The sequence below is a fragment of the Rhodococcus oryzae genome (assembly GCF_005049235.1).
Lineage (GTDB): Bacteria > Actinomycetota > Actinomycetes > Mycobacteriales > Mycobacteriaceae > Rhodococcus_G > Rhodococcus_G oryzae.
The window spans coordinates 57655-83818 of record NZ_SUMD01000013.1 but is presented as its reverse complement, the minus strand read 5'-3'; the positions used below and the strand labels follow the sequence as shown (position 1 = coordinate 83818).

General features: G+C 69.3%; 26 protein-coding genes and 1 tRNA gene. 14 read left to right on the top strand and 13 right to left on the bottom strand.

Annotation, left to right across the window (positions count from 1 at the left end; all coding sequences use genetic code 11):
* Positions 1-58: 58 nt before the first annotated feature.
* Entirely contained in the window at positions 59-955 is an 897-nt protein-coding gene (locus FCG67_RS22190) for an ABC transporter substrate-binding protein (protein ID WP_425467873.1), read from the bottom strand.
* A 75-nt stretch (positions 956-1030) separates the two neighbouring features.
* Complete coding sequence (locus tag FCG67_RS22185) at positions 1031-1498, bottom strand: esterase-like activity of phytase family protein (protein ID WP_136911783.1); 468 nt, start codon at positions 1496-1498, stop codon at positions 1031-1033.
* 107 nt (positions 1499-1605) lie between these two features.
* Between FCG67_RS22185 and FCG67_RS22180 the strand changes: the two genes are divergently transcribed.
* On the top strand, positions 1606-2733 hold the full coding sequence (locus FCG67_RS22180) for a serine hydrolase domain-containing protein (RefSeq protein ID WP_136911782.1): 1128 nt from the start codon (positions 1606-1608) through the stop codon (positions 2731-2733).
* A 19-nt stretch (positions 2734-2752) separates the two neighbouring features.
* Here the strand turns inward: FCG67_RS22180 and FCG67_RS22175 are convergent, their stop codons facing one another.
* Entirely contained in the window at positions 2753-3949 is a 1197-nt protein-coding gene (locus FCG67_RS22175) for a lipase family protein (RefSeq protein ID WP_136911781.1), read from the bottom strand.
* A gap of 243 nt (positions 3950-4192) precedes the next feature.
* Between FCG67_RS22175 and FCG67_RS22170 the strand changes: the two genes are divergently transcribed.
* Positions 4193-5176 carry a TIGR03086 family metal-binding protein gene (locus FCG67_RS22170; RefSeq protein WP_136911780.1) on the top strand — a complete coding sequence of 328 codons (984 nt, stop codon included), beginning with the start codon at positions 4193-4195 and terminating at the stop codon, positions 5174-5176.
* A 23-nt stretch (positions 5177-5199) separates the two neighbouring features.
* Here the strand turns inward: FCG67_RS22170 and FCG67_RS22165 are convergent.
* A tRNA-Arg gene (locus tag FCG67_RS22165) sits at positions 5200-5275 on the bottom strand.
* A 66-nt stretch (positions 5276-5341) separates the two neighbouring features.
* On the bottom strand, positions 5342-5794 hold the full coding sequence (locus FCG67_RS22160; RefSeq protein ID WP_136911779.1) for a DUF6069 family protein: 453 nt from the start codon (positions 5792-5794) through the stop codon (positions 5342-5344).
* A 130-nt stretch (positions 5795-5924) separates the two neighbouring features.
* Between FCG67_RS22160 and FCG67_RS22155 the strand changes: the two genes are divergently transcribed.
* A complete protein-coding gene (locus tag FCG67_RS22155; protein ID WP_136911778.1) occupies positions 5925-6872 on the top strand; it encodes an NADP-dependent oxidoreductase in 948 nt (315 codons plus the stop codon).
* On the opposite strand, the gene FCG67_RS22150 is transcribed toward FCG67_RS22155, so the two are convergent.
* The gene (locus FCG67_RS22150) at positions 6856-7665 is read right to left on the bottom strand and encodes an SDR family oxidoreductase (RefSeq protein ID WP_136911777.1); all 810 of its coding nucleotides are present in this window, start codon (positions 7663-7665) and stop codon (positions 6856-6858) included. The genes FCG67_RS22155 and FCG67_RS22150 overlap by 17 nt on opposite strands.
* A 115-nt stretch (positions 7666-7780) precedes the next feature.
* On the opposite strand from FCG67_RS22150, the gene FCG67_RS22145 reads away from it, so the two are divergent.
* The 5 genes from FCG67_RS22145 to FCG67_RS22125 all read left to right on the top strand — a co-directional run bounded on the left by FCG67_RS22145 (position 7781) and on the right by FCG67_RS22125 (position 12801).
* Complete coding sequence (locus FCG67_RS22145) at positions 7781-8821, top strand: LLM class F420-dependent oxidoreductase (RefSeq protein ID WP_097213933.1); 1041 nt, start codon at positions 7781-7783, stop codon at positions 8819-8821.
* Positions 8822-8923: 102 nt separating this feature from the next.
* A complete protein-coding gene (locus FCG67_RS22140; RefSeq protein WP_136911776.1) occupies positions 8924-9709 on the top strand; it encodes a hypothetical protein in 786 nt (261 codons plus the stop codon).
* An 87-nt stretch (positions 9710-9796) separates the two neighbouring features.
* Complete coding sequence (locus FCG67_RS22135; RefSeq protein ID WP_169310593.1) at positions 9797-11308, top strand: multicopper oxidase family protein; 1512 nt, start codon at positions 9797-9799, stop codon at positions 11306-11308.
* A gap of 106 nt (positions 11309-11414) precedes the next feature.
* Complete coding sequence (locus FCG67_RS22130) at positions 11415-11789, top strand: glyoxalase superfamily protein (RefSeq protein WP_097213936.1); 375 nt, start codon at positions 11415-11417, stop codon at positions 11787-11789.
* Between the two features lie 109 nt (positions 11790-11898).
* Complete coding sequence (locus FCG67_RS22125) at positions 11899-12801, top strand: universal stress protein (protein WP_136911775.1); 903 nt, start codon at positions 11899-11901, stop codon at positions 12799-12801.
* A 25-nt stretch (positions 12802-12826) separates the two neighbouring features.
* Here FCG67_RS22125 and FCG67_RS22120 read toward each other — a convergent pair whose 3' ends face one another.
* Entirely contained in the window at positions 12827-13063 is a 237-nt protein-coding gene (locus FCG67_RS22120; RefSeq protein WP_136911774.1) for a hypothetical protein, read from the bottom strand.
* A complete protein-coding gene (locus FCG67_RS22115) occupies positions 13060-14016 on the bottom strand; it encodes an acyl-ACP desaturase (protein ID WP_136911773.1) in 957 nt (318 codons plus the stop codon). Before FCG67_RS22115 ends, FCG67_RS22120 begins: the two co-directional genes overlap by 4 nt.
* Positions 14017-14118: 102 nt before the next feature.
* Here FCG67_RS22115 and FCG67_RS22110 point away from each other — a divergent pair, with 102 nt between their 5' ends.
* On the top strand, positions 14119-14769 hold the full coding sequence (locus FCG67_RS22110) for a response regulator (RefSeq protein ID WP_136911772.1): 651 nt from the start codon (positions 14119-14121) through the stop codon (positions 14767-14769).
* On the opposite strand, the gene FCG67_RS22105 is transcribed toward FCG67_RS22110, so the two are convergent.
* Positions 14766-16394, bottom strand: coding sequence for a sensor histidine kinase (locus tag FCG67_RS22105; RefSeq protein WP_136911771.1), 1629 nt, complete (start codon positions 16392-16394; stop codon positions 14766-14768). The two genes, FCG67_RS22110 and FCG67_RS22105, sit on opposite strands and share 4 nt — an antisense overlap.
* Before the next feature lie 81 nt (positions 16395-16475).
* Here FCG67_RS22105 and FCG67_RS22100 point away from each other — a divergent pair, with 81 nt between their 5' ends.
* Positions 16476-17114: a Tat pathway signal protein gene (locus FCG67_RS22100; protein WP_136911770.1), complete on the top strand. Its 639-nt coding sequence runs from the start codon at positions 16476-16478 to the stop codon at positions 17112-17114.
* Here FCG67_RS22100 and FCG67_RS22095 read toward each other — a convergent pair.
* Complete coding sequence (locus tag FCG67_RS22095) at positions 17111-17839, bottom strand: SRPBCC family protein (protein ID WP_136911769.1); 729 nt, start codon at positions 17837-17839, stop codon at positions 17111-17113. The genes FCG67_RS22100 and FCG67_RS22095 overlap by 4 nt on opposite strands.
* A gap of 410 nt (positions 17840-18249) precedes the next feature.
* Between FCG67_RS22095 and FCG67_RS22090 the strand changes: the two genes are divergently transcribed.
* Together FCG67_RS22090 and FCG67_RS22085 are read left to right on the top strand one after the other, a co-directional pair.
* Complete coding sequence (locus tag FCG67_RS22090) at positions 18250-20085, top strand: 1-deoxy-D-xylulose-5-phosphate synthase (protein WP_136911834.1); 1836 nt, start codon at positions 18250-18252, stop codon at positions 20083-20085.
* Complete coding sequence (locus FCG67_RS22085) at positions 20078-20626, top strand: NUDIX hydrolase (protein ID WP_136911768.1); 549 nt, start codon at positions 20078-20080, stop codon at positions 20624-20626. Before FCG67_RS22090 ends, FCG67_RS22085 begins: the two co-directional genes overlap by 8 nt.
* 6 nt (positions 20627-20632) lie before the next feature.
* Here FCG67_RS22085 and FCG67_RS22080 read toward each other — a convergent pair whose 3' ends face one another.
* Positions 20633-21268, bottom strand: coding sequence for an alpha/beta hydrolase family protein (locus FCG67_RS22080; RefSeq protein ID WP_136911767.1), 636 nt, complete (start codon positions 21266-21268; stop codon positions 20633-20635).
* Positions 21269-21435: 167 nt separating this feature from the next.
* Between FCG67_RS22080 and FCG67_RS22075 the strand changes: the two genes are divergently transcribed.
* Positions 21436-22902, top strand: coding sequence for an APC family permease (locus FCG67_RS22075; RefSeq protein ID WP_136911766.1), 1467 nt, complete (start codon positions 21436-21438; stop codon positions 22900-22902).
* Between the two features lie 14 nt (positions 22903-22916).
* Positions 22917-24254 carry an FAD-binding oxidoreductase gene (locus FCG67_RS22070; RefSeq protein WP_136911765.1) on the top strand — a complete coding sequence of 446 codons (1338 nt, stop codon included), beginning with the start codon at positions 22917-22919 and terminating at the stop codon, positions 24252-24254.
* Here FCG67_RS22070 and FCG67_RS22065 read toward each other — a convergent pair.
* The gene (locus FCG67_RS22065; RefSeq protein ID WP_136911764.1) at positions 24197-25114 is read right to left on the bottom strand and encodes a DUF4873 domain-containing protein; all 918 of its coding nucleotides are present in this window, start codon (positions 25112-25114) and stop codon (positions 24197-24199) included. The two genes, FCG67_RS22070 and FCG67_RS22065, sit on opposite strands and share 58 nt — an antisense overlap.
* Positions 25114-26010, bottom strand: coding sequence for an AurF N-oxygenase family protein (locus FCG67_RS22060; protein WP_136911763.1), 897 nt, complete (start codon positions 26008-26010; stop codon positions 25114-25116). Before FCG67_RS22060 ends, FCG67_RS22065 begins: the two co-directional genes overlap by 1 nt.
* Between the last annotated feature and the right edge of the window lie 154 nt (positions 26011-26164).

Sequence of the window (26164 nt, the reverse complement as noted above, 5' to 3'; positions counted from 1 at the left end):
AGGGGAGGCTACGACAGTTCGACGACCGCCACCGGAGTTCGGGCGGAATCCGTCTGCGTCAGCCCAGGACCGGGACCCCGGCAGTGTCGGCCAGCCAGGTCTGGGCGAGCCGGTCGAGCGTGCCGTCAGCGTAGAGCGCGTCGACGGCCGCGGAGGCGCATGCCGTCATCGGGCTGTTCTTCTCGAGCACCAGGCCGAAGAACTCGGTGACCGTGTTCGGGCGCGGGAACTGGCCGATCAGTGTGCTGTTCGGCAGATCGGTTGCGGTGATCTGGAATCCGGTCGGGATGTCGACGACCAGCGCGTCGATCGTGCCCGCCGCCAGTGCGGCCTTCGCCTCGTCGTTGGTGGCGAACTCGACTGGGGGTTGGGACGGCCGGATCGTCCCGGTGATCGAGGCCAGGCTGGTGGAGCCGCTCTGTGCGCCGAGCCGGAACGGGGCGAGCCCGTCGAGGGAATCGACCGCCGCGGCCGGGGTGCCCTTCATCGCGACGATGGACTGTGCCACCGCGTAGTACGGCGACGAGAAGTCGACGGCATCGCGCCGGTTGCCCACGATGGTGACCTGGTTGATGTCGAAGTCGAAGTTCTTCTCGCCGGGTGCGATCGCGTTGTTGAAGGGGACCCGGATGAACTCGACCTGATCCGGTCGATACCCGAGCTTCTCGGACACCGAGCGGGCCACCGCGCCCTCGAAGCCCTTGCCGTTCGACGGGTCGTTATCGACGATCCACGGCTCGTATGCCGGTGAATCGGTTGCGATGGTGAGTACGCCGTCGGCCACGGTGGCCCCGCTGCCCGGGCCGCAGTTGCCGACCGCCGCGGTGGTGGGCAGCTTGGTGTACGCCTCGGGAATCGACGTCGGCTCTGCCTCGGACTCGGCCCCGTCGGAACACCCACCGAGGATCAGCGCGGACACCGCGGCGAGGGAGACGAGGAGGGGGCGATGGCCGATTCTGGACACCCGGTCATAGTGCCCAGAATCGGGACCCAGAGCAATAGGAACGGTCGGTATGTCAGCGCCCGATGGTCAGCAGGTGGAAGCGAAGTCGAAGACCAATGCCTTGCGCATCTTCCGTTCGGTCCCGGTCAGGGTGGCCTTGCCTGCGACGTTTTCGGCACCGTGGATGCTGGTCCGGTACAGCTTCACCGAGAGTCCACCTGCCGCCGAGACATTGCGCTCCACAGTGAGATAGTCGGAGTCGCTGATCGCCAGGATCTCGCCGATCCCGTTCGCCGACGACACGGGATTGAACGCCTCGCCGGGCGCGAGGCGTACGGGGTCGACCTCATAGACGAACTCGCCGAAGTTGGCGCCGGTGGCCCGGTCCAAGCGCAGGACGCGAGACGAGCTGCCCACCTGATCCGAGATGGCCGGGCCGTCCTGGGCCAGGGCGTCTCGCTTGCGGCGGTGACGGTGGTGCCCGCGCGATCGACGGTCATGGCCGCCTGGGCCGTGAAGTCGGCCGTGGTCAGCCTGCCGGCCTACTTTCGGCATTCGGCGTGGTGGATGGTGGTGCCAGCACCACCCGAGATTCGGGTGGTAGCTGTCTGATCACAGACGGCCATTCTTCGTAACTTGATGGCGTGAAGGTGAAACTTGCGGTGTTGGTGGCGGCGATGGTGACGGCGACGTCCTGCGGTGTGGACGATGCGCCCGAAGTGCGGGAAGTGGGGAAGGAGCAGGTCACGGCGGCTCTGAATGATGCCGTCCAGCTGGGATATCCGGGTGCGGAGGCGGTGATCGACGACAGGGGGCACAGTTGGCGGGTCACCACGGGCGTCGGCGATCTGGCTACCGGCGAGCCGTTTGCTGCCAATGCCCGGGTCCGGATCGGCAGCAACACAAAGACATTCGTGGCGACGGTCGTGTTGCAGTTGGTGGCCGAGGGTGAGGTCGAACTGGATGCCCCGGTGGAGCGGTATCTGCCCGGAGTGGTGCATGGGCCGGGTATCGACGGTAACCGGATCACGATCCGAAATCTACTGCAGCACACCAGCGGGCTCCCCGAGTACGCGGCGGAGTTCGGAGCGACGCCCAAGCCTTGGCAAATGGAGATCCTCAGCGAACAGGCGCGGTGGCAGACCGCGGATATGTCCGCGGTCCTGCGAACCGCGCTGACCGGTCCCGCCGCATTCGAGCCCGGCGCGAAATGGGCGTACTCGAACACGAACTACGCCATCGTCGGGATGGTGATCGAGAGGATCACCGGCGCTTCTGTTGGCGCGGAGATCACCCGTCGAATCCTCGAACCACTCGGCCTCCGTGACACCTACTACCCGGCACCGGACGAAACCGATATGCGCGGCCCGCATCCCATCGGCTATACCGAGGTCAGCGGCCGGCGGACCGACTACACCAGCCAGAATGTGTCCGCGGCCGGTGCGGCGGGCGCGATGGTCGCCAGCGGCGCGGACCTCAACCGCTTCTTCACCGCACTCCTGGACGGCAGGCTGCTTCCGCCCGCCGAAATGGCGGAGATGCAGAATGTCCGTGCCATCGGTGAAAGCGGCACGATGGCATACGGTCTCGGGTTGATGCGCCTCTCGATGCCCTGCGCACAAGACTTCTGGGGCCACAGCGGAGGCATTTCCGGGTCGATCACCTACGCCGGTGTGGTTCCGGCCACGGGGCGGGCCGTGACGATTGCGCTGAACCAGGATTTCACCGATGAAGCGCGGTCGCCCGCCGCCAGTCGGGCACTCACCGCCGCGGTGTGCCCGGCGCCGTGAGCGTCGCGTGCGGACTACCTCAGCAGCGCGTGGGAGCCGGCTCCCCGCGGAAGCGTGCCTCGACGTAGTTCCAGGCGTCGCCGAATCCGGCTGCGGCGGTGGTCATGTGCTCGGCGATGTCGTACGGCACGAAGGTCAGGGGTGCTCCGGCCGCGCAATACCGGTGCGCGACATCGGCTACCGCGTCGTAGGGGGTCAGCCCGTCGTACATGCCGTGCCAGATGTACATCGGCACGGTCGGGATCGTCGGGTAGTACCGGAGGCTGTTCTCGCGCAGGACCCCGAGTGCCTCCGGACTTCCCAACAGGCTGGTCGACGCGGCGAGCTGTTCCGCGTTGCGGAACACACCGTGGAAGAGCAGGAATCGCCTGCATTCGTTGGTCACCCAGTCGCGGAACCACAGGCCCGTCGGGTTCAGCTGCGACGAGACCGGCAGCCGCTCGGGATACTCGCGCTCGAGTCCCATGGCCGCCGCGAAGGCGAGGCCGAAGCCCGGATGCGGGTTGAGGCCGAGGCCCTGCACCATCTCCCAGAGGTCCGCCGGGATGCCGCCCGCGGCCACCCCGGCGAGCTTCAGCTCGGGTGCGTAGGTCGGTTGCAGCGCGGCCGCCCATGCGCTCGCCATGCCTCCGCCGGAGTACCCGGCCAGGGCAACCGGACTGTTGGCGAGGCCCAGTTCGGTCACCTTCTGCACGGCGCGAACACTGTCGAGCGTGATCAGGCCGCCGAGCTTGGCGGCACCGTATGCCCCGGTCGGCCCGATGTGATCGGGCACCGACACCGCCCAACCGCGGTTGATCGGCAGGTACATGCCGGGGGCATCGTTCAGCTCGCCGTTGAACAGCGCCCGCGAGGGGTTGCACTTGGTGCCCAGCGAATTGATGATCGCCTGGTAGGAGACGAGCGGCGGATTCTTGATGCCGTGGGGCAGGAACACCGTGGTCATGCCCATGATGGGTTTGCCGGTGGAGTTCGTCGAGCGGAACGCGACCTGCCAGCCGTCGCTGTTCGCGTACAGCGAGGCGTCGATGGGACGGACCCGGACCACGTCGCCCGGACGCAGATTCGCGAGGTCGGGCGGGGCCAGATAGAAGGGGTCCGGATCGGGCGTGGGGTAGAGGGGTCCCGCCGGTATGGCGCTTGCAGGCAGGGCCAGTCCCGCAAGCAGGAGCAGGACACCGAGCGTTGTTGTCAAAAAGCGGAGGCGCTGACGCATACTCCGAGCTCCCTTGCATCGATCCAATGCAGTGACGGTCGAACGCTGTGACGGTCGTTTCCCGGGTAGACGCGTAACACGCTAACCCAAGGAGCCCGTGCGGGCAGCGCGTAGCGGCGAAAAAACCCGCCCTGATCACCTTGTCTGCCGTCCAGGTGGTAACCAGTCGGGTGGTCGGTTTCGGGGTCGATCCGGGTGCATCGGCGATATATTCATAGATGGGGGTCGCCTGGAAGGAGACCCGTGACGCAATTCGACAGGACCGTCGAGGTTGCGCTCGAGCCTGACGCGGCGTTCGAGCTGATCAGCCGTCCGGAACGGCTGCGACGATGGCTGACCGTGGCCGCGAGGGTCGATCTGCGCCAGGGCGGGCGGTACCGGTGGACGGTGGTGCCCGGCCACTCCGCTTCCGGCACGTTCGAAGAGGTCGTGCCCGGTCAGCGCCTCAAGCTGCGGTGGTGGTGGGAGGACAGCGACGACCTGCCGCCGGGTGGCTCGACGGTCGCGATGACCCTGACCCCACATGACGGTTCGACGGAGATCCGCTGGGTTCACGACGGCCTGACCGACGCGCAGGCGCCGAGTCACGCCGAGGTGTGGAATCACTATCTCGACCGGCTGGCCGTCGCCGCCCGCAGCGGCGACGCGGGTCCGGACGACTGGGCGGTCGCGCTCGAACCGACGGACGAACTCACCTGCGCCGAAGCCACGCTCGTGGTGTTGCAGGAAGTGCTGCGCGGACTCACCGCCGACGACATGCAGCGCCGGACCCCGTGCCGCGACTTCACGGTCGCCGCGTTGGCCGAGCACCTGCTCGGGTCGATCGCGAGCCTCGGGTCGGCGGGGGGTGCGACGATGCCGGGCGCCGCCGCGGACGAGGACGTGGAGGTACGTGTCGCCGACGCCGCTGCAGCGGCTACGGAGGGCTGGCACCGCCGCGGTCTGCACGGCACCGTGTCGCCGGGCTCGACTCCGATGCCCGCGACCACGGCAGTGAGCATCCTGTCGATCGAATTCTTGGTGCACGCATGGGATTTCGCGGCGGCGACCGGGCAAGGGATCGAGGTACCCGACCAGCTCGCGAGCTATGTGCTGGGACTGGCGAACACGGTCATCGGGCCGCCGCAGCGGGAGAGTGGGGATTTCGGGGACCCGGTGCCGGTCGAGGACGGTGCGGGGCCGCTCGAACAGCTCATCGCGTTCACGGGTCGGCGGCAGCCGGCCTGATCGAGCGTTGCTGTCGGCCGCTGTGGTGCCCTCGGCAGGATTCGAACCTGCGACCTACCCTTTAGGAGAGGGTTGCTCTATCCCCTGAGCTACGAGGGCGTCCGGCCCGCAGTGCACCTGCGGGCCGTATTGCACGGTAGGAGTGTAGCGGGTACGGGTTGATTCCTAGCCGTTCGCCCGGCCGACGACCCGGCGGCGGAGCAGTTCGAGGCTCGCCACGATCGCCGCCGCCATCAGCACGTGCATCAGGATCAGGGCGGTCTTCGTGACCCCGTCGGTATCGGCCATCGCGGCGAGGGCGATGGTGAGCAGGGGCAGCGCCGCGCCGACCACCTGGCCGACCCGGATCATGGCAGGCCACCGTAGGGACAGCAGCACGACCAGCCCGACGCCGATCGCGGTCGGCAACGCCGAGACCCCCACGATTCCGCTCGCGGAGATCGGTTTGGCTGTGCCCTTGTCGAGGACCTCGAGCGAGCCGCCCGCGATCAGGGCGACCAGGTAGATCGCGAGGTTGCCCACCACGGTCGTCACGGTCGCGGCGAGGACCGCCTGCCACCGCCCCAGGCTGACGGTCGTGGAGTCGGGCGAGGTGGTCGGACGCAGGATGGTGGACATGGCGCGCTCCTAGTAACCGGGTTTACGCCGCGCGGGTTCGCGCTGCATGGACAGAGCGTGCAACCTCAACCATTGTTCAGGTCAAGCGGGTGTCGGGAATCACTCGCCGCGGTCGGTGGTTACCGTGATCATGACCACCACCGAGTCCGTAGTTGCAAACGCGTTCGGAGGACCCGAGGTCCTCACGGTGATCGAGGAGGCGCTGCCCGACCCGGGCCCGGGGCAGGTGCTTCTCGAGCTGCGCGCGGTGGGCGTGAATCCCATCGACTACAAGCTCTACAGCGGCGCCTTCGGGGCCGATGAATCCAGACTGCCGATCCGGCCGGGAATCGAGGCGTCGGGGTTGGTGCTCGCGGTCGGTTCGGGTGCGGTCGGTGCCGCCGGTCCGATCGCCGTCGGCGACGAGGTGGTCGCCTATGCGGGCGCGGGCGCCTACACCCGGCGGCTCGCGCTCGGGGCCGAGTCGGTGTTCCCGCGGCCACAGGCACTGACCTGGGAGCAGTCCGCGGGGCTCTTGGTGACCGGCGGCACCGCCGCCGAGGCGATCGTCGTGACCGGGGTCGTCGAGGGCGAGACCCTGCTGATCCACGGGGCCGCGGGCGGCGTCGGCTCGCTCGCGGTCCAGCTGGCGGTCGCCAAGGGCGTCACGGTGATCGGAACCGCGGCGGCGGCCAATCACGACCACCTGCGCGGCCTGGGAGCGATCCCGGTGACCTACGGGGAAGGGCTGGAAGCGCGGGTGCGCGAGCTGGCCCCGAGCGGGGTCGACGCGGCCTTCGACACCGCCGGAACCGATGAGGCGGTGGATGTCTCGCTCGCGTTGGTCGCCGATCGCACGCGCATCGTCACCATCGTCTCGTTCGGCCGGGCGCAGGGGGAGGGCTTCGTCGCGATCGGCGGAGGCAATCCCGACAGCGTCGGGATCCGGGAGGCGGGCCGGCTCGGACTGGTCGAGGCGGCCGCGCGCGGCGACCTCGATGTCGTTGTGGCCAAGACATTTCCGCTCGCCGACGCGGCTCGCGCACACGCCGAGCTCCAGCGGCCGCATCCGCCGGGCAAGTTCATCCTGATTCCCTAGCCCGCCGGATCGTGCGGGCCAGGATCGGGCGGAGGATCGGTTCGACGAGGCCGCCTGCCCGCACGAGCACCCGGGTGAGCGGGTCGATCGCAATGTGGTGGCGGCCCTTGTCGATTCCGGCGATCACGGCCGCCGCCACCACGTCAGGAGAGATCGGGGTGATCGCGCCCGAGACGGCCGCGGTCTCCGGCGGTTTGCGGGTGTTCTCCGCCGCGAAGCCGGGGGTATCGGTGTCCGGGGGATACAGCACTGCGACCGTGACGCCCGCCGGCTCGACCTCGTACCGCAGGCAGTGCGCGAGCTCGTGCACCGCGGCCTTGGTCGGCCCGTAGCCGGTGTATCCGACGACTCCGATCACTCCCGCCGTGGAACTGGTCAGCACGAGGTGGCCGCGCCCACGGGACACCATCCCGGGCAGCACCGCGCGCGCGGCGTGCACCGCGCCCAGGTAGTTCAGCCGCATCTGCGACTCGAATTCGTCGATCGGCACCTCGAGGAACCGCCCCGGCAACGCGGTCCCGGCGCAGGCGACGAGGGCGTCGCAGGGACCGGAGCGCGCCTCGAGCTGTTCGACGGCCCGCTGCAGTGCCGCCGGATCGGTGACGTCGGCGCTGGCCCAGGCCGCGCCGATCGGCTCGGCGGTGGCCCGGAGCTGCTCCTCACCGCGGGCGATGACCGACACCGCCGCGCCCCTGGCCCTCGCGGCGCGGGCGACCGCGGCCCCGATGCCCTGCGAGCCGCCCGTCACGATGACGTGCGAGCGCTGCCAGTCGAACCGGGATCTCTTCGCCACCGCGCGATCGTAGAACTTCGGTCACAAATGCTGGTCGGTTCTGTCATTCGGTTTCGCGGCGGTACTGCGTAGGGTGCGAGGTGATATTCACATCGAGTCGATTAGAGGTGTCCGGGTGCGAGTCGGAATGCAGATCACCTACAGCGGCGGGTTCGCCGAGACCGTCGCGGAGGTCGCCGACCTCGAGCGCGCAGGCCTCGACATCGCGTTCATCGCGGAGGCGTACTCCTACGACGCGGTCAGCCAGCTCGGCTTCCTCGCGGCGAGGACCTCGACGATCGAGCTGGCGTCGGGCATCTTCCAGATCTACACCCGGACGCCGTCGCTGATGGCGATGACCGCCGCGGGCCTGGACTTCGTCTCCGACGGCCGGTTCGTGCTCGGTCTCGGCGCGTCCGGACCGCAGGTGATCGAGGGCTTCCACGGCGTGCCGTACACCGCCCCGCTCGGCCGGACGCGCGAGATCGTCGACATCTGCCGTCAGGTGTGGCGGCGCGAGAAGGTCCAGTACGACGGCAAGTACTACCAGATCCCGCTGCCCGCGGAGAAGGGCACCGGACTCGGCAAGCCCCTCAAGCTGATCAACCACCCCGTGCGCGATCGCATCCCGATCGTCATCGCCGCGCTCGGCCCGAAGAACGTCGCTCTGACCGCCGAGATCGCCGAGGGCTGGCAGCCGATCTTCTTCGATCCCGAGCGCGCGAACGACGTGTGGGGCGAGTCCCTCGCGCAGGGCAAGGCCAAGCGCGACCCCAGCCTGGGCGAGCTGCAGATCTACGCGGGCCCCGCGCTGGCGATCGGCGACGACGTCGACCACCTGCTGGAGTGGGTCAAGCCGAGCCTGGCGCTGTACATCGGCGGCATGGGCGCCAAGGGCAAGAACTTCTACAACGACCTGGCCTGCCGGTACGGCTACGAGGCCGAGGCCGCCACGATCCAGGAGCTGTACCTGTCCGGCAAGAAGGCGGAGGCCGTTGCGGCCGTGCCGGACGAGCTCGTGCGCGCCATCTCCCTCATCGGCCCCGCCGGCTACGTGAAGGAGCGGGTCGCGGCGTTCGCCGAGGCGGGCGTCACCACGCTGACCGTGAGCCCGCTGGCCGGCGATTCCGCCGGCCGCGTCGCGCTGATCGACCAGTTCCGCAAGCTCGTCGACTGACCGCCGAGTGTGCAGCTCCCGTCGCGTCGCCCGAGTGGCGGCGACGGGAGCTGCACACTCGACGCGCCTGCGCGGTCGGCCGCGGGTGCCTATTGTCGGAGCATGCGCCCCTTGATGGTCGCGACCGTTCGTTCGGAGTGGGTGCGAGCGTGGCGGTGGCCCGCACAGGTGCCGATGACGGTGCTGGGTAATGCGGCGCTCGTCTGCGTCGCCTGGTTCGTCATCCCGCGCAGCTGGCTGTTCGACTTCACCGGTGCGTGGGGCCTCCCGATCGCCCTGGCCGGATGGATGTACGCGGACGTGTCCGCGACCAATGTGCTGGGACAGGACCCGGCCGACGCGCTGACCGTGCTGTCCGACGGTGCCGCGCTCGAACGGCTGCTGCGGGCCAAGACCATCGTGCTGTGGCTGATGGTGGCACCGGCCTGCATGGTGGTCGCCCTCGCCCTCGGGGTCCTCGAGCACGACCTGACGCTTGCCGTGCTGATGATGCTCGGGCTGTGCGTGATCCCGCTCGGCCCGCTGGCGCTGTCCGGCTGGGTCGGCGTCGTCTTCCCCTATCACCAGCGTTCCCTGCGTTGGCGGTGGGCGAACCGGCGCCGGTTCCGGTCGGTCGTGGCGCGCTGGCTGATCCTGGTGGTGCTGCCGTACGGGGTGTTCCCGGCCGCGATCGTGGTGGTCCTCGCGGTGCCCCTGTTGATGTTCCACCTGCTGCCCCCGTTCGACGTCGGGGCGGTGCTGACCGCGGACGGACGGGTCGGATTCGTGGTGTCGGCGAGCGTGGTGTCGGTGCTCGCCTGGTTCGCGGCGATCCGGGGTACGGCCTTTCTGGCGGGTCGACGGGCGGGCCGCCTGATCGACTACCTCGGCGACGCCGAGCGGGGCTGAGGCCGGCTCCACTCGGGGTTTCTCGGGGTGCGAATCTGGGTGTCTTCCTGGATGTGTCGGCCCGGCCGACCGGCGAGCATCGGTGGCATGGAGAAAACACGCATTCGGTGGTTGCGGGTGATCGGTGGCCTGTTCGCCGCCGTCGCCATCGTGATCGGTGTCGTGGCAGGCGGTGTCGTCTACGCGTGGCAGAGCGCCAGGGTGGACACCGCCGGCCAGGTCCGGTTCGACCGCCGGCTGGCGATCCCGCCACTCGCCGCGTCCACGATCGCTCCGGACGGGACCAGGGAGTTCGACCTCGAACTGCGCAGCGGCACCACCGATCTCGGGCACGGTCCCGGCACCGAGACCTGGGGCGTGAACGGCTCCTATCTCGGCCCGACGGTGCGCGCGGAGCGCGGTGAGCCGGTCCGGATGAACGTGCGAAACGGGCTGGACGAGGCCAGCACGCTGCACTGGCACGGCATGCACCTGCCCGCGGCCATGGATGGCGGGCCGCATCAGATGGTCGATCCCGGCACCACCTGGTCGCCGCAGTGGACGGTCGATCAGCCCGCGGCCACGCTCTGGTACCACCCGCACCTGCACGGGGCGACCGCCGAGCACGTCTACCGCGGAGTCGCCGGCATGTTCCTCGTCGACGACCCGGCCGGGCCCGTACTGCCGGACCGATATGGCATCGACGACGTCCCGGTGATCGTGCAGGACAAGAAGTTCGACGGGGACCGACTCGACGACGGTGCGGCGATGTTCAGCGACACCGGGGTGCTCGGCGACGAGGTGCTCGTCAACGGAACCCCAGGGCCCTATCTCGACGTCACCACCGAGCGGGTGCGGCTGCGGCTGCTCAACGCGTCCAACGCGCGGGTGTACCGGTTCGGGTTCGACACCGGCCTCGGTTTCGAGCTCATCGGCACCGACGGCGGTCTGTTGCCGAAACCCGTTGAGATGACCAGCCTTCAGCTCTCGCCTGGTGAACGAGCGGAGATCGTGGTCGCGGTTCCGGCGGGCACCTCGCCGGTGTTGCGCAGTACGCCGCCCGACCTCGGTGCCGACTTCTGGGGCACCCGGTTCGCAGGCGGGGCGGACACCATGGACATCCTGCAACTGCGCGCGGCCGACCGGCTCGAGTCGAATGCCGTCGTCCCGAGTGCGCTTGCCGCGCCTGCCGATCTGGGGGTGCCGAGCGTGACCCGAGAGTTCGACCTGACCAGCTCGACGCAGATCAACGGGAAGTCGATGGACATGGGACGGATCGACGAGGTGGTCACCATCGGGACGACGGAGGTCTGGGAGGTGCGCAACGTGAGCGGGGGAGTGCACAACTTCCACGTCCACGACGTGCAGTTCCAGGTTCTGGACACCGACGATCCCGCGCTGACCGGGCCGAAGGACACCGTCTACCTGCCGCCAGGGCGGACCCTGCGGTTGCTGATGCGGTTCACCGACTTCTCCGATCCGTCGACCCCGTACATGTTCCACTGCCACCTGCTCCGGCACGAGGACAACGGGCTGATGGGGCAGTTCGTGGTGGTAGAACCGGGTCAGCGGCCGGTGCCACCGCCGCCACCATCGGACGCCGCGCGCGGCCACCACTGAACATTGGCGAAACCTTCCGGGTCGAAACCGAATGAGGACCGTTCCTGACCGCGATTCGCGCGACACTCGATGGGTCGCTCAGTCAATTCGAAACGAAGGACAGGTCATGGACATCAAGCTCGAACTGGTCGCGATCCCCGTCACCGACATCGACCGCGCCAAGGAGTTCTACGTCCGGCTCGGTTTCAACGCGGACCACGATCACACGGTCAACGAGGACCTCCGCTTCGTCCAGCTCACGCCGCCCGGGTCGGCCTGCTCGATCTGCATCGGCAAGGGCGTCACCGATGCCGAGCCCGGCTCGGTCGTCGGCATGCAGGTGGTGGTCAAGGACATCGAGGAAGCCGAGCGCGAGTTCAAGAGCCGCGGCATCGACATCAGCCCGATCGACCGCCAGCCGTGGGGCAACTTCGTGTACTTCAGCGATCCCGACGGGAACAAGTGGGCGGTCCAGGAAATCGTGATCCCGTCGGCGGGGTGACCAGCGCAACAGCGATCGGTCCGCAAGAGTGACCTTCGACCCTGACAGGGCGCGGGCAAATTCAGGACAATGGTCCGGGCAGACCAATCGTGATCGTGAAGGGAGAACCATGAGCGCAGGAAAGCCCATCGTGGTGGGTGTGGACGGATCGGAATCCTCGACGGCGGCGGTGGCGTGGGCGGCACGCACCGCGGCGATGAGGAAGACGCCGCTGGTCCTCGTGTCGGTGGTGCACGTTCCTGCGTACTACTACTCCGAGCCGTACCTCGCCAGGGGCTACGGAGACGACCTCATGAACGCGGGCCGCGCCCACCTGGACTCCGCTGCGGTGCTCGCCGCGCAGGCCGTGGACGGCCTCGCGCCCGTGGACATCAGCACGAAGCTGCACGAGGGGCAGATCGCGGACACGCTGCTGCAGTACTCGGACGGCGCGACCATGATCGTGCTCGGGTCGCGCGGTCTCGGGGAGTTCACCGGAGCGCTGATGGGGTCGGTCACCGTCGCGGTGTCCTCGCACTCGACGGCACCGGTCGCGGTCGTCCGCGGCCGCACCCTCGACGGCAGGCCGCCGACCGAGGGCCCCGTCGTCGTCGGGGTCGACGGCTCGGCGGTGAGTGAGGCGGCCGTCGCGGTCGCGTTCGAGGAGGCCGCGGCCCGGCACGCCACGCTGGTCGCGGTGCACGTCTGGAGCGATGTGTCGGTCCAGCCCTCGCTTGGCGCGACCGCCGATGACCCGCATTGGAGCGGGATCCAGTCGTTCGAGGAGGCGGTGCTGTCCGAGCGGCTCGCCGGCTGGACCGAGCGCTACCCCGACGTCTCCGTGCAGCGGGTCGTGGCACGGGATCGCCCGGTGCGTGTGCTCAGCGAGTACGCCGAGCGCGCGCAGTTGCTGGTGGTCGGCAGCCAGGGCCGCGGCGGTTTCAAGGGCATGCTGCTCGGCTCGACCAGCAACGCGCTGATGCGCACCGCGGACTGCCCGGTGCTCATCGTCCGCCCGACGGACAAGGCCTAGCCGCCAGCCGCGGGCGGTCGGGGCTTCAGCCGAAGTCCGCCAGACCGCCCGCGCGCAGCTGGGCCCACGCGTCGGCCGGGTGCACCCCGCGACGGACGGCGTCGTTCTCGATGAGCACGCCGAGCAGCACCGAGTTCATGAACGCGAGGCCCTCCGACTGATGCTGGGTGGTCTTCGCCTCCGTCCACCGCATGATGTTGCCGCGCTTGGCGGCCGCGGCCATCTCCAGCACCGCGTCGAACATCGCCGACGTCTCGGTCATCGCACGGACTCCTTCTCCTCGTCGCGGGCGGCCGCGCGCGCGAGCGCACGATCGCGGGCATCCTCGAATCGCTCCGCGTCAGTCTGCAGGCCGACGAGAAATCGCTCCAGCCGTTCGCGCTGTTCCTCACCCTCCGCAGTGAAGTCGTTGCGCTCGAAGATCTTCCAGGTGCGCAACACGGGCATGACCACGTCGTCGAGGTGCTGACGGAGGTCGTAGATACCGCCCTTCGCGATCAGTACCGCGTTGCGGCGGAAGCCCGGCATACCGGATCCCGGCATCCGGAAGTTGGTCAGCACCTTGGTGATCGCCCGGATGGTCTGATCGGGGGACACATCGAGGGCGGCACCGCAGATGTTGCGATAGAACATCATGTGCAGGTTCTCGTCGGCCGCGACGCGGGCGAGCATGCGGTCCGCGATCGGGTCACCACAGGCCTTGCCGGTGTTGCGGTGCGAGACCCGGGTCGCCAGCTCCTGGAACGTCACGTACGAGACCGAGTCGAGCAGCCCGGCGTTCCCGCCGGGCGCGAATCCGTTGGTCATGTGGGTCATCCGGGCGTTCTCCAGCGCCACCGGGTCGACGCCCCTGGTGACCACCAGATAGTCCCGCATGACGATCGAGTGCTTGTTCTCCTCCGCCGTCCACCGGCCCACCCAGGTGCCCCAGGCCCCGTCGAGGGAGAAGTGCTCGGCGATCTCGCGGTGGTACGAGGGCAGGTTGTCCTCGGTGAGCAGGTTCGTGATCATCGCCGCCCTGGCGGTGTCGCTGAGGGTGGACTGGCCGGGGTCCCAGTCGATGCCACCGAGTGCGGCGAAGTTCTGCCCGGCGTCCCACGGCACGTAGTCGTGCGGGTGCCAGTCCTTGGTCATCGACAGGTGTCGATGCACGTTCTCCTCGGCCACGGCCTCCAGTTCGTGCAGCAATTCGAGCTCGGTCAGTTCGCGGGTCACGGTCGATCCCCATTCGCAGTGCCGGTGGTCCGCGTCAAGGATTCCCGGGGCCGGGCGGGCCGGGCTAGGGCCGAAGGTCCCCGATGTGCTGGGATCGATGCCATGAGCATGCGGATCTTCCTGGTCGACGACCACGAGATCGTCCGCCGCGGCCTGGTGGACCTGCTCGCGGGCGTCCCCGACTTCACCGTCGTCGGCGAGGCGGCCTCGGTGGGTGAGGCGCTGGTGGCTGTGCCGAAGGCGGAGGTCGACGTCGCGGTCCTCGACGTGCGTTTGCCCGACGGCAGCGGCGTCGAGCTGTGCCGGGACCTGCGCTCGGCGCAGCCGGACCTGCGCTGCCTGATGCTCACCTCCTACTCGGACGACGAGGCGCTGTTCGACGCGGTGATGGCGGGTGCCTCGGGGTACCTGCTCAAGCAGATCCTCGGCACGGACCTGGTCGCGGCCATCCGGACGGTCGGCGCGGGCGGCTCCCTGATCGACGCCGACGCCACCGCCGCGGTGCTGGGCCGGATCCGCGCGCAACGCGATCAGGGCGCCGCGGTGTCCGAGCTGTCGGAGCAGGAGCGGGCCGTGTTCGAGCTCATCGGTGAGGGGCTGACGAACCGGGAGATCGGCGGGCGCCTGTTCCTGGCTGAGAAGACGGTGAAGAACTACGTGTCCAGAATTCTCGCGAAGCTCGGCATGCAGCGCCGGACCCAGGCCGCCGTGCTGGCCACCGAGCTGCGGGGCCGGCCGGGACGGGACCGCTAGCCCGCCGCGCCCATCGGGACTCTCCAGGTCAGGACGGTTCCGCCGCCGACGGCCGCGGTCACCTCACACCGACCGGCGCAGGTGGCCGCGCGACGGTCCAGGTTGGCCAGTCCGCTGCGTGGCTCGTCGCCGGACATGCCGACCCCGTCATCGGTGATCGCGATCGTGAATTCTTCTGCGGCGGTGATGGATACGGCTATCGACGAGGCGCTCGCATGCCGCCGGGCGTTGCTCAGTCCCTCCCGCAGCACCGCCTCGGCGTGCGGGTGGACCGGTGCCGGGACCAGGGTGTCGATCGGTCCCGAGAACTGGACCGTGGGGGTGATCGCGGACTGCGGGGTGACCTCGCCGATCACATCGAGCAGGCGCCTGCGCAGACTCGCAGGGGTGGCGGTGTCGCCGGTCTGTAGGTCGAAGATGGTGGTGCGGATCTCCCGCACGGTCCGGTCGAGCTGCTCGACGGACCTGGCCAGCACCTCGCCGTCGGGCGCGGGCAGGGCGATGCTCTGCAGGCTCATGCCGGTGGCGAACAGGCGCTGGATGACATTGTCGTGCAGGTCCCTGGCGATGCGGTCGCGGTCGGCGAGCACGTCCAGCAGTCGCTGCTGACGCTGCCGGTGCGCGAACTCCAGCGCGACCGCGGCCAGGTCCGCCATCGAGGCCAGCCTGCTGAGCTCGTCGGGCTCCCAGGCGTGTGCGCCCGCTCCCCGGGTCACCACCAGCGCGCCCTCGATGTGCTGCGGCCCGGACACGGGAAGGATCGCCGCCGGACCTGACCCCGAGGCGGGCTCGGTGAGCTGGCCCCGGCCGGTCCGGAGCGCCTCCTCGACCGGCGCGCCTGCGAGGTCGGGCGTCCCTTCGCCCCGCCGGTGGTCGGTGGTGGCCGCGATGATCGCGGTGCCGGACGAGGCATCGAGCAGCGTGACCGCCGCCGCCGAGGTCAGCTCCCGGACCCGCCGCACCAGCAGGTCGAGGGTCTCCGGGACGGACCCGCCGATCAGCAGGCTCGAGTTGATCGCCGCCACCGCGCGCAGCCAGCGCTCCCTGGTGCGGGACTCCTCGAACAGCCGCGCGTTGTCGACGGCGAGCGCGGCGGACTCGGCGAGCACCGTGAGGATCACCTCGTCCTCGTCGGTGAACTCCGGCGCGTCCCGCTTCTCGGTGAGGTAGATGCTGCCGAACGCCCGGCCCCGGACGATGATCGGGACGCCGAGGAAGCTGCTCATCGGCGGATGGTTCGGCGGGAACCCGACAGAGGCCGCGTGCCGGTCGAGTTCGCGGATGCGAACGGGCCGGGGGTCGTCGATGAGCAGTCCGAGTAGCCCCCGGCCCTCGGGAAGGTGTCCCATCGTCGCGCGTTCGCCCGCGTCGATCCCCTCGTAGACGAACTCCGACAGCCCGCCGCCGGGTGCCCGGACCCCGAGTGCGCCGTACCGGGCGCCGAGGAGCTGGGTGGCCGCCTGCACGATCCGCTGCAGGGTGGGGTCGAGTTCGAGCCCCGCCCCCACCACGAGGGTCGCGCGGAGCAGATCGCGCAGTTTCTCGGGCGACGTGACGACCTCGCTCAGCCGTTCGTGGACGTCGCTGAGCAGGGCATTCAGGCCGTCGGCTGGAATTTCGACCATGAGCGGCAGCGTAGTCGCTGTAACGGAAACAGACCGGTTCCGATGCTTTTGATAGCTAACCCTTCGGTAAAAGGAGCCTCAATGAAGCAGCGATTCACCGTCCGCCGCCGGATTGCCGTGGCCCTCACGTCCGCAGCCGCCGCGACCGCTCTGTTCACCGGGACGGCCACCGCCGCACCCGCAGCCCAGCCCGCCGACCCCGGCGCGGCCGCCTCCGGGCTGCGCGCCGCCGCCGCGGGCAACGCCGACGCGGAGGCCGCGATCGAGCGGCTGATCGCCTCGCCGCAGGACGTGGCGAAGGGGCTCGGCAAGCCCGTCCTCACCCTGCCCGGGCAGATCTTCCCGGTGCCCGCCTACTCCGACACCGGACAGGGCGGCGAGGTCCTCGGCCAGCTCTACGGCTCGGGGGTGGCCACCAACATGAACAACGAGTTCCGCTTCGGCTTCTTCGGCGGACCGGGGAGCATCGCCGACAACCAGACGGGCGCCGAGCTGAACGTGGTCTGGTACAGCCTGGCCAACGGAACGAGCGGCATCACCCGCCTCGACCAGAACAACAAGATCGTCCCCACCGTCATCTCCACCGCCCCGCTGAACGTCGGCAAGGGCATGGTCGTCGGCGCGGTCTACGGCTCGCTCTGGCACAAGGTCGGCCCGAAGCCCGAGGACGTCGTCAAGAGCACCATCTGGATGCCGAGCATGGGCATGGTGATGGGCTAGCAGCAGGTCCCGGGATTCTCGCGGGTGTCCCACCAGTGGGTCCACCGGTCCGCGAGGGCCTCGAACTCCTCGGCGCCCCGGCCGTAGCCGCTCAGGATGATCTGGGCGCCGCCGCCGGGGCGCTGCTCGTTCTGCGGCTGGATCGCGAGGATCAGGAGGCCGGGGCCGAGGGCGTCGACGGTCAGCCCGAGCTGCTTGGGCGAGCGGAACCACACCGTGCCGCTGAGGGCATCGCCGGTCGCGACGAGGGCGGTGTACGCGGAGCCGGGCGGTCCGGTTATCCCCGCCACGCCCAGCAGCTCCATCGCCGTGGCCCCCGAGGTCGGGCCGTCGAGGTACAGGGTGTGCCGTTCGGCGAGATCGTGCCGCTCCAGCGCGAACTTCAGTTGCTGGAGGAACGTCGTCCAGCCCTCGGTGACGTCCTCGTACCAGTCGTCCCACTCCGGGTGGGATCCCTTGGCGGGACGGGTGATCCGTACGACGGTGCCCTCGGCGACGGGCCTCAGGGCAAACCGGTCGCCGCCCTGGAACGTCAGCGTCAGCGCCTCGGCATCCGCGTCGGCGCCGTCGATGTAGATCTCGCGGATCTCGTCATCGAGGCCGCCTGGACCTTCGTATTCCCAGCCGTGCCAGCGCCGGATGAGGGCGGGATCGCGCAACGCCCGCCACACGCGTTCCGGCTCGGCCGCGATGGTGGTCTCGATGACGATCTCGGGTTCGGTCATGGTGTCGATTTTGCTGCATCGAGCGCGTCGGGACCAGACCGAACCGACAGAAGATGTTGAAGATCAAATGATTTCGTGGACCGGCCGTGTGCCCCGCGCAATCGTGTCCCGCGCGATGGGTGTGCAATCGGCGAAACTCTGAAATAGGGTCGTGCCAGGCCGTCGGGTGAGTCGGCCGTCTGTCGGGGGTGTGGGCAGGCAGCTAGCGAGCACATGCGTACTGAAGGAAATGTGAGAACACATCGATTCAGGGGGCGTTGCCATGACCACCAGTTCTGTTCTGTCCGGAGCGCTCGTACGAGACCGGGATTCGAGGCTGGGCCGCTGAGGTGGCCGTCGGCTTGCCTGCCGGCGCGTCGGCGGTCGCCCGGAACACCGCGGTAGATGCGGGTGATCTCGGTGCGTGGCCGTTGCTCGCGAGGCTCACCGGTCCCGGTGACATCCGGGGCCTCGATCCCGCTGAGATCGCCGAGCTGTGCGCGCAGATCCGGGACTTCCTGATCCACAAGGTGTGTGCCACCGGCGGGCATCTCGGCGGGAACCTGGGGGTCGTCGAGCTGACCGTCGCCCTGCACCGGGCCTTCGACTCGCCGCGCGACGCCCTGATCTTCGACACCGGACACCAGACCTATGTCCACAAGATCCTGACCGGGCGCGGTGCCGACTTCGGCGGGCTGCGCCAGGAGGGCGGACTGTCGGGCTACCCGAGCCGGGGCGAGTCGGCGCACGACACTGTGGAGAACTCGCACGCCTCGACCGCGCTCTCCTACGCCGACGGACTGGCCAAGGCGTTCCAGCTGCGGGGCGAGGAGGGGCGCCGGGTCGTCGCGGTGATCGGGGACGGTGGGATGACCGGCGGCCTCGCCTGGGAAGGACTCAACAACCTGTCCGTCCCGGGATCGGATCGGTCCGTGGTGGTGGTGCTCAACGACAACGGCCGCTCCTACGACCCCACGGTCGGGGGCCTGGCGGCTCATCTGGGCGCGTTGCGGAGAACTCGCCCCGAGGACTCCTCCGCGACCTGGCCGGCGCCTGCTCCCCGATGGGTCGCGAACACCGTGTTCGAGCACCTCGGTCTCGCCTACATCGGGCCCGTCGACGGCCACGATGTGGCGGCCCTCGAGTCCGCGTTCGACCACGCCTGCTCGCTCGGCCGACCGGTTCTCGTGCACGTCGTCACCGCCAAGGGCAAGGGCTACGGGCCTGCGGAAACCGATGACGCCGACCGGATGCACGGCATCGGGGTGCTCGACCCCGCGACGGGGGCCGCAAAGGCGCCGGGAAAGCCAACGTGGACAGGTGTTTTCGGCGAGGAGATCGTGCGGATCGGCGAGCGTCGTCCTGACGTGGTCTGCGTGACCGCGGCGATGACGAACCCGGTCGGCCTCGGCCCCTTCGCCCGGACGTTTCCCGACCGGGTCTTCGACGTGGGAATCGCCGAACAGCATGCCGTGTGCTCGGCCGCGGGCCTGGCGATGGGGGGACTGCACCCCGTGGTGTGCCTCTACGCCACCTTCCTCAACCGGGCCTTCGACCAGGTGTTGATGGACGTGGCGCTGCAGCAGCAGCCGGTCACCTTCGTGCTGGACCGGGCAGGCATCACCGGACCCGACGGCGCCTCCCACCACGGCATGTGGGACACCGGGATCCTGAGCGTGGTACCCGGGTTGCGCGTGGCGGCGCCGCGCGATCCCGCCTCCCTGCGCGAGCTCCTCAACGAGGCCGTCGCCGACGATCGTGGGCCGACGGTGATTCGCTATCCGAAAGCGACTGTGGGGACCGATATCCCGGCGATCGACCGGGTGGACGGTCTTGACATCGTGTACTCGTCCGGGAGCGGGTCGCCGGAGGTGCTGCTGGTCGCCGCCGGGGCGATGGTCGGTCCGTGCCTCGATGCCGCGGCCCTCCTGCACGGCTCCGGGATCGGAGCCACGGTGGTGGATCCGCGCTGGATCACCCCGATCAGCCCGGCCCTGATCGAGCTGGCCGCGCGTCACCGCATCGTCGTCACGGTCGAGGATGCCGCCCGCTCCGGGGGCATGGGGGCACTTCTCCTGGAGGCCTGCGCCGACGAACACGTGGCGACGCCCCTTCTGCCACTAGGCCTCCCGCGCGCCTTCATCGATCACGGCGGGCGTGGGGACCTGCTGGCGCAGTACGGGCTCACGGCGGAACGGATCGCGGCCGCCGCGGCGCGACTGCTCGCCCGGCCGTCGGGTCAGGCGGGTGATCCCGCGCATGAGTGAGCGCACCGAACTGCGGTCCAGGGACGAGGTGCTGGCGACTTTCGACGACACGGGCCGCGAGATCGGCACCGCGCCCAGGTCCCGGGTGTTCGCGGAAGGACTGTGGCTGGCCAGCGCGGGGGTCCTGCTGAGGTCCCTCGACGGAAGGTGGATCTACGTGCATCGCCGCTCGCACAACAAGGAGGTGTTCGGGGGATTGCACGACTGCATCGCGGGCGGTGGGGTCGACCCCGGGGAGAGCCCCGAGCAGACCGCCCGCCGCGAGCTGGGGGAGGAACTCGGGGTCACCGGCGTCAGGCTGTCGCCGCTGGCGCGCATCTCCTGGGACGGGAGCAGGGCGGGACGACCGCTGCGGTGCCACCTCCACGCGTTCGAGGGGCGGTACGACGGTCCGATCCGGCACCAGGACAAGGAGATCGCCGACGGCGGGTGGTGGACCGAGTCGAGCCTGCGGCGTCGCCTCGTGGACCCGGCGTGGCCGTTCGCGCCGCACAGCCGTGCCCTGCTCGGTGCCTCGCTCGGGTGGGCGACGGGTCGCTAGGTCAGCTCAGAAGCCGAACAGCTCGGCGGCGGCCTCGACCGCAAGCGGCGCGGCCGCGCTCTTGTCCGGGGCGAGGTCGTGGCCGGTGCCCACGACGAGCACCAGTCGCGTCGGTGTCGGCACCAGTTCGAGGGCCGCGCGCATCTCCTCCGGGCTTCCGAACGGGTCCCTGCTGCCGTGCACGAACACGCACGGAACGCGCAGGTCCGGCAGGTGGGCGGTCCTCGCCTTCTCCGGCTTTCCCGGCGGGTGCAGCGGATACGAGAACAGCAGCAGTCCGTCGCAGGACTCGGGATGCTCTGCCGCCAGCATGGTGGACTGCCGGCCACCGTAGGAGTGTCCGCCGAGAATCACTGGGCCCGAACAGAGTTCGCGTACCGCGGCCCCGGCTGCCGCGATGCCCTCGCGATCGCCGTCCGCGGTGGACGGACTCGGCGGGCCTTTCGGCCTGCGCTGGCGGAACGGCAGGTCGTAGCGGAGCACGAGCAGTCCGTGCTCCGCGAATTCCGTTGCCGCCCGCTGCAACATCTTGGCGTCGCGGTTACCACCAGCGCCGTGTGCGAGCAGAAGGGCGCCGACCGGATCCCCGGCGGGCCGATGGAGAACGCCGCTCACACCCTCGCGTTCGAACAGATCGGTCATGACCTCGACGCTATCGCGTACCGGACCAGAGTGTTTAGGAGCCCGAATCAACGCTGACATCCGTACCCGATCGGAGGACGATGAAACGGACCGGTCTCGCTGCTGACCTCCCGGAGGCCTGTCACGACAGCTCCCGCGGGTTTCCGACGGAAGGTGGGGTGGCCGAGATGGTCGAAGCTGCGGCAGGCGCGGCAGACGCCGAGAGTTCCGTCGAGAGTGGTGGATACCACCAGGAACTGAAGCGGACGCTCGGTTCCTTTCAGGTGTTCGCGATCTCGTTCGCCTTCATCTCTGTCGCGGTCGGCATCTTCGGGACCTACGACGACGTGCTGCAGAATGCGGGGCCGGTCGGGATCTGGCTCTGGGTGATGGCGGTGGTCGGGCAGATCCTGGTGGCCTTGGTGTATGCGCAGTTCGCGGCCCGCATCCCGCTCAGCGGCTCCACCTACCAATGGGCCTCCCGCCTGGCCAACCCGAAGATCGGCTGGGGGTTCGGGTGGCTGACCGTCTGCTACCTGTCGTTCGGTGTCGTGGCCACCGACAATGCCCTTGCCAGCCAGGCATTCATGCCGCTCTTCGGCATGGCGCCGGACGAAGGCACCGCGCGCGTGATCACGCTGGTGATGATGCTCATCCAGGCATTGCTCGTCGTGTTCTCGACGCGAATCGTCGCCATGATCAACGCGAGCGCGGTGGGGCTCGAGCTGGTGATCGTGGTGGTGCTGGCGATTGCGCTCATCGTCGCCGTCCTGATCACGGGCGACGGCGGGGCGAGCAACCTCACCTCGCGCGGAGTCACCGAGAACGCACCCGACTACTTCGCCGTCGGCGGCGGGTTGATGGCCGCGATGATCATGGGCCTGGCCACGCTCGTCGGCTTCGATGCCGCGGCGAACCTGGCCGAGGAGGCCAAGGACCCCTTCCGCAGCGTCCCACGCGCGATCGTGGGATCGGTCGTGGCAGCGGGGGCGCTTGGAATGGTGTTCGTGATCGCACTCACCGTCGCGATCGACGACATCCCCCGGATCAGCACGAGCGAGTCGCCGGTCGCCGCGATCATGCGCGATCAGCTCGGTCCCGTGATGGAGCGAACACTCCTGGTCGCGATCACGTTCGCCTTCTTCGCTGCCGGGATGGTGACGATGGCCGCGTGTTCGCGGATCGTCTTCGCGATGGCGCGTGACTCCCGGTTCCCCGCGTACCGGACGATGCGGCGAATCAACCCGCGGACGAAGACTCCGGTCCAGGCGACGATCCTGATCCTCGTCATCGGGGTCGTCCTGATGGTCGCGCTTCCTGGCGATGCGCTGCTGAAGCTGATCGTGGCGGGGACGCTCCTCACGGCCATCGTCTACACAGCGACGGTTGTCCTCTACCTTGCGGTGCGCGGGCGGTTGGACCGCAAGGAGGGCGGATTCAACCTCGGGCGGTTCGAACTACCCGTCGCGATCGGTGCGCTGGTGTGGATGGCTGTCGTGCTGTTCGTGCTGATATCGCCGGGGGAGGCGTTCGTCCCCGTGCTGATCGTGGGGGGTCTGCTCGTCCTGGGTGGGCTGTTCTTCCTCGCCATGTGGTTCTTCGACCGCGAGGTGCTCGAGACCGAGCCAGGGGATATCAGCGTCTACAAGCATTGACCGGAGGTGACCGAGTGAGTGCTACCGCCAGGCTGACGGGTGAGGTGGTGCGTCCGGGCGATCCGGGCTACGAGGCGGCGCGGGTCGGCTGGAACCGCCTGTACTCCCGCTATCCCGAGGCGATCGTGTTCTGCTGCGACGCGCACGAGGTGATCAATGCGGTCGAGTGGGCCCGGGAGGAGGGCATCGCCCTGCGCGCCCGCAGCGGCCGCCACAGCCTCGAGGGCTGGTCCTCGCTCGACGGCGGCCTGGTCGTCGACGTCAGCCGGATGAAGGACGTCGAGATCGACGAGACGGCGCGCACGGCGACCGTGGGGACGGGGCTCACCCAGACGGAGGTGGTCGCGGCGCTCGGGCAGCGCGGATATGTCGTTCCGACCGGCTCCGAGGGCGGCGTCGGCCTCGGCGGCGTGATCCTCGGCGGCGGCTTCGGATTGCTCACCCGCCGCATGGGTATGGCCAGCGACAACCTGCTCGCCGCCGAGGTGGTGGTGGCGGACGGCGCGCGCTCGGCGAAGGTCGTCGAGGCCACCGAGACCACCAACTCCGACCTGCTCTGGGCGTGCCGCGGCGGGGGCGGCGGCAACTTCGGGATCGCGACGTCCTACACATTGCGGCTGCACGAGCTCTCCGATGTCACCTTCCTGATCGCCAGGTGGACCGGGCACGACGAGCTGGGCGCGCTGCTGCGCACGTGGCAGCGGGACGCGCCGGTCGCCGACGAGCGGCTGACCAGCACGCTCGAGGTGGATTCCAGCGCGGTCGAGCTCTCCGCGTTGCTCTACGACGGCTCGCGCCGGGAGCTGACCGACCAGCTGCGCTCGCTGCTGGCGATCGGCGACCCCGAGGTGACCGTGACGGAGGACGCCTGGCCCACGGTGTACGGCGGCGTCGACCGGGGTCCGGACGATGTGGCCAACTGGAAGTTCTACTCCCACTTCGTCACCCGTCCGTTCCCCGACGAGGCGATCGATCTGGTCGTCCGCTACATGGCCGACCCGCCCAGCGCGCCGAGCAACTTCTTCTGCTCGAGCTTCGGAGGTGCCGTGCGGCACGCCCCGCCGGGCGGGTCGGCGTTCCCGCACCGCGACGCATTGTTCTACTGCGAGCCGGGCGCGGCCTGGAACGATCCCGAGCTGAACTCGAAGGCTCTCGGCTGGGCGGCCGGCTTCTGGCGCGCGCTGCGCCCGTACAGCGGCGGTGCCTACGTCAACGTGCCCAACGCCTCGGCATCGGATTGGGAGCGCGACTATTACGGGCCCAACCGCGAGCGTCTGCGGCAGGTCAAGGCCGCCTATGACCCGGAGAACGTGTTCCGTTTCGAACAGAGCGTGCCCCCAGTGCCCTGCTGAGGGCGGACCTCCACGATCTCGACCGGCTCGAGCGGGAACGGGGGAGCGCCGACCCCGGTGATCCGGTAGTTGCCCCACGGGTCCTGTTCGGCCAGCGTCGCGGGCGTCTCGGGTCCGCCGGGGATGGTGAGGTGCATCGCGGATCGGCCCCGCTGCTTGAGCTCGGTCAGTCCATCGCCCGCGATCCGCCCGTACCAGTGGTAGTTCCCGTCGAGGGGTTCGAAGTGGCCGCTCAGATGCACCCGCACCGACAGGGTGACCTCGTCGGTCGTCAGCGCCGCGGACCCGGCGTAGGCGTCGTCGTCCTCGCGTTCGTCGACACTGCTGAGCTCGAAGGCGCTCCGCTGGGGTCCGCGCGCGGCCGCCGGTCTCGGTCTCCACAGCGACCGGGCCGGCGTGCGGTGGACGATCCGGTTGAACTCGCGCTGGGCCCCCGCGCGCACCTCGATCCGGGTCGCCTCCTCGGCCGTCATCATCGTCAGGCAGGTGCGGATATGACCGGCCTCGTCCGCGGCGTGCTCGCCGGTGACGAGGAAGAGGTTGGGGAAGCCGGTGTGCGCGATGCCGAGATAGGCCGCCTGCTCGCCGCGCAGGGCGTCCTCGAGACCCGCCCCGCCCCGGCCGGCGATCGGGGCGGTGGTTCCCGGACCGGCCACCAGGATCCGCGGGCGATGGATCACGCCCGACTCGGTCCGCACCCGCCACCGGTCGGTCGCCTCGTCGAAGTCGTAGGAGACCGGCTCCGGCCGGCAGGACAGGTCGAGGACGAGGCGGCCGTGTCGCCCGGAGTCCTCGAGCGCGCGGGCGATGCCCGGTCCCGCGGATCCGGCGCCGACGATCAGGACCCCGGTCTCGGGCATCACAGGAAGCCGCCGCGCCGCCACATCGCCCGGGAACTCACTCGCATCAGCCCGTTCTCCTCCAGGAACGTGGCCAGCGATTCGAAGCCGCGGCGCTGGTTCTCCCGGAAGTACGGGTTCGCCAGCGCCTGCCTGCGGGCCTCCTTGGGGTCGAGCCCGGCCCGCGAGTACATCACCGGGTTGGTGAACAAGCGCTGGAACAGCGGACCGCCGATGCCCTGCACCGTTCCGACCCACAGCTGCTCGATCCGATGGCTCTGCGCCACCCGGCGGCGTACGCCCTCGCGGGCAAAGCGGATGTGCCGCGATTCCTCGGTGACGTGGATCTTCATCAGTCGCGAGATCATCGGCTGCAGCTGCGGGTCGTCGAGTACGCGGCGCTGGGTGGCGTCGAAGATCTCCTCGCCGATCAGGGCGGCCACCCACAGCATGGTGCCGCGGAACGTCTTGGGCAGGAGGTTCACCACCAGCGCCTGGTGTCGTCGGAGCTGGTACGGCTTGGCGCCCATCCGCTCGATCGCCCGCCCGAACATGGTCATGTGCCTGCACTCGTCGCCCATCTCGGTGAGGACGTACCGGGTGTGCAGCGAGGCCGGGTCGTTGTGCAGCAACGCCCGCAGCAGGGCCTGGTTGAGGATGTTCTCGAACCAGATTCCGACGCTGAGGATGTTCGCGGATTCTTGCCGGGAGAGCTCGATCCGCTGCGCCTCGGTCATCGATTCCCACAGCGGTGTCCCGTACAGGGAGAGCACCTGCGGGGGCAGGAAGTACTTGCCCTCCTCGAGGGGTGCGTCCCAGTCGATGTCCACCACGGGGGCGTAGGAGCGCTTGACCGAGCCCTTGAGCAGTCGGTCCGCGACCGTCTCCCGGTCGAGCGGTGTGGCGGCCTGCGCCATGGCTGTCCTCCGTGACTGATCACTGTGTGGTGCCGGGGAATTCGCGTGCACGTTTCCGTTCTCTGTAAAAACGTAAACCGCTCGACGGGTGAGGTCAATAGATACCTGTGAACCGAATTCACATTCTCTTGGGGCTCCGGGCGTCGGCGTCGTT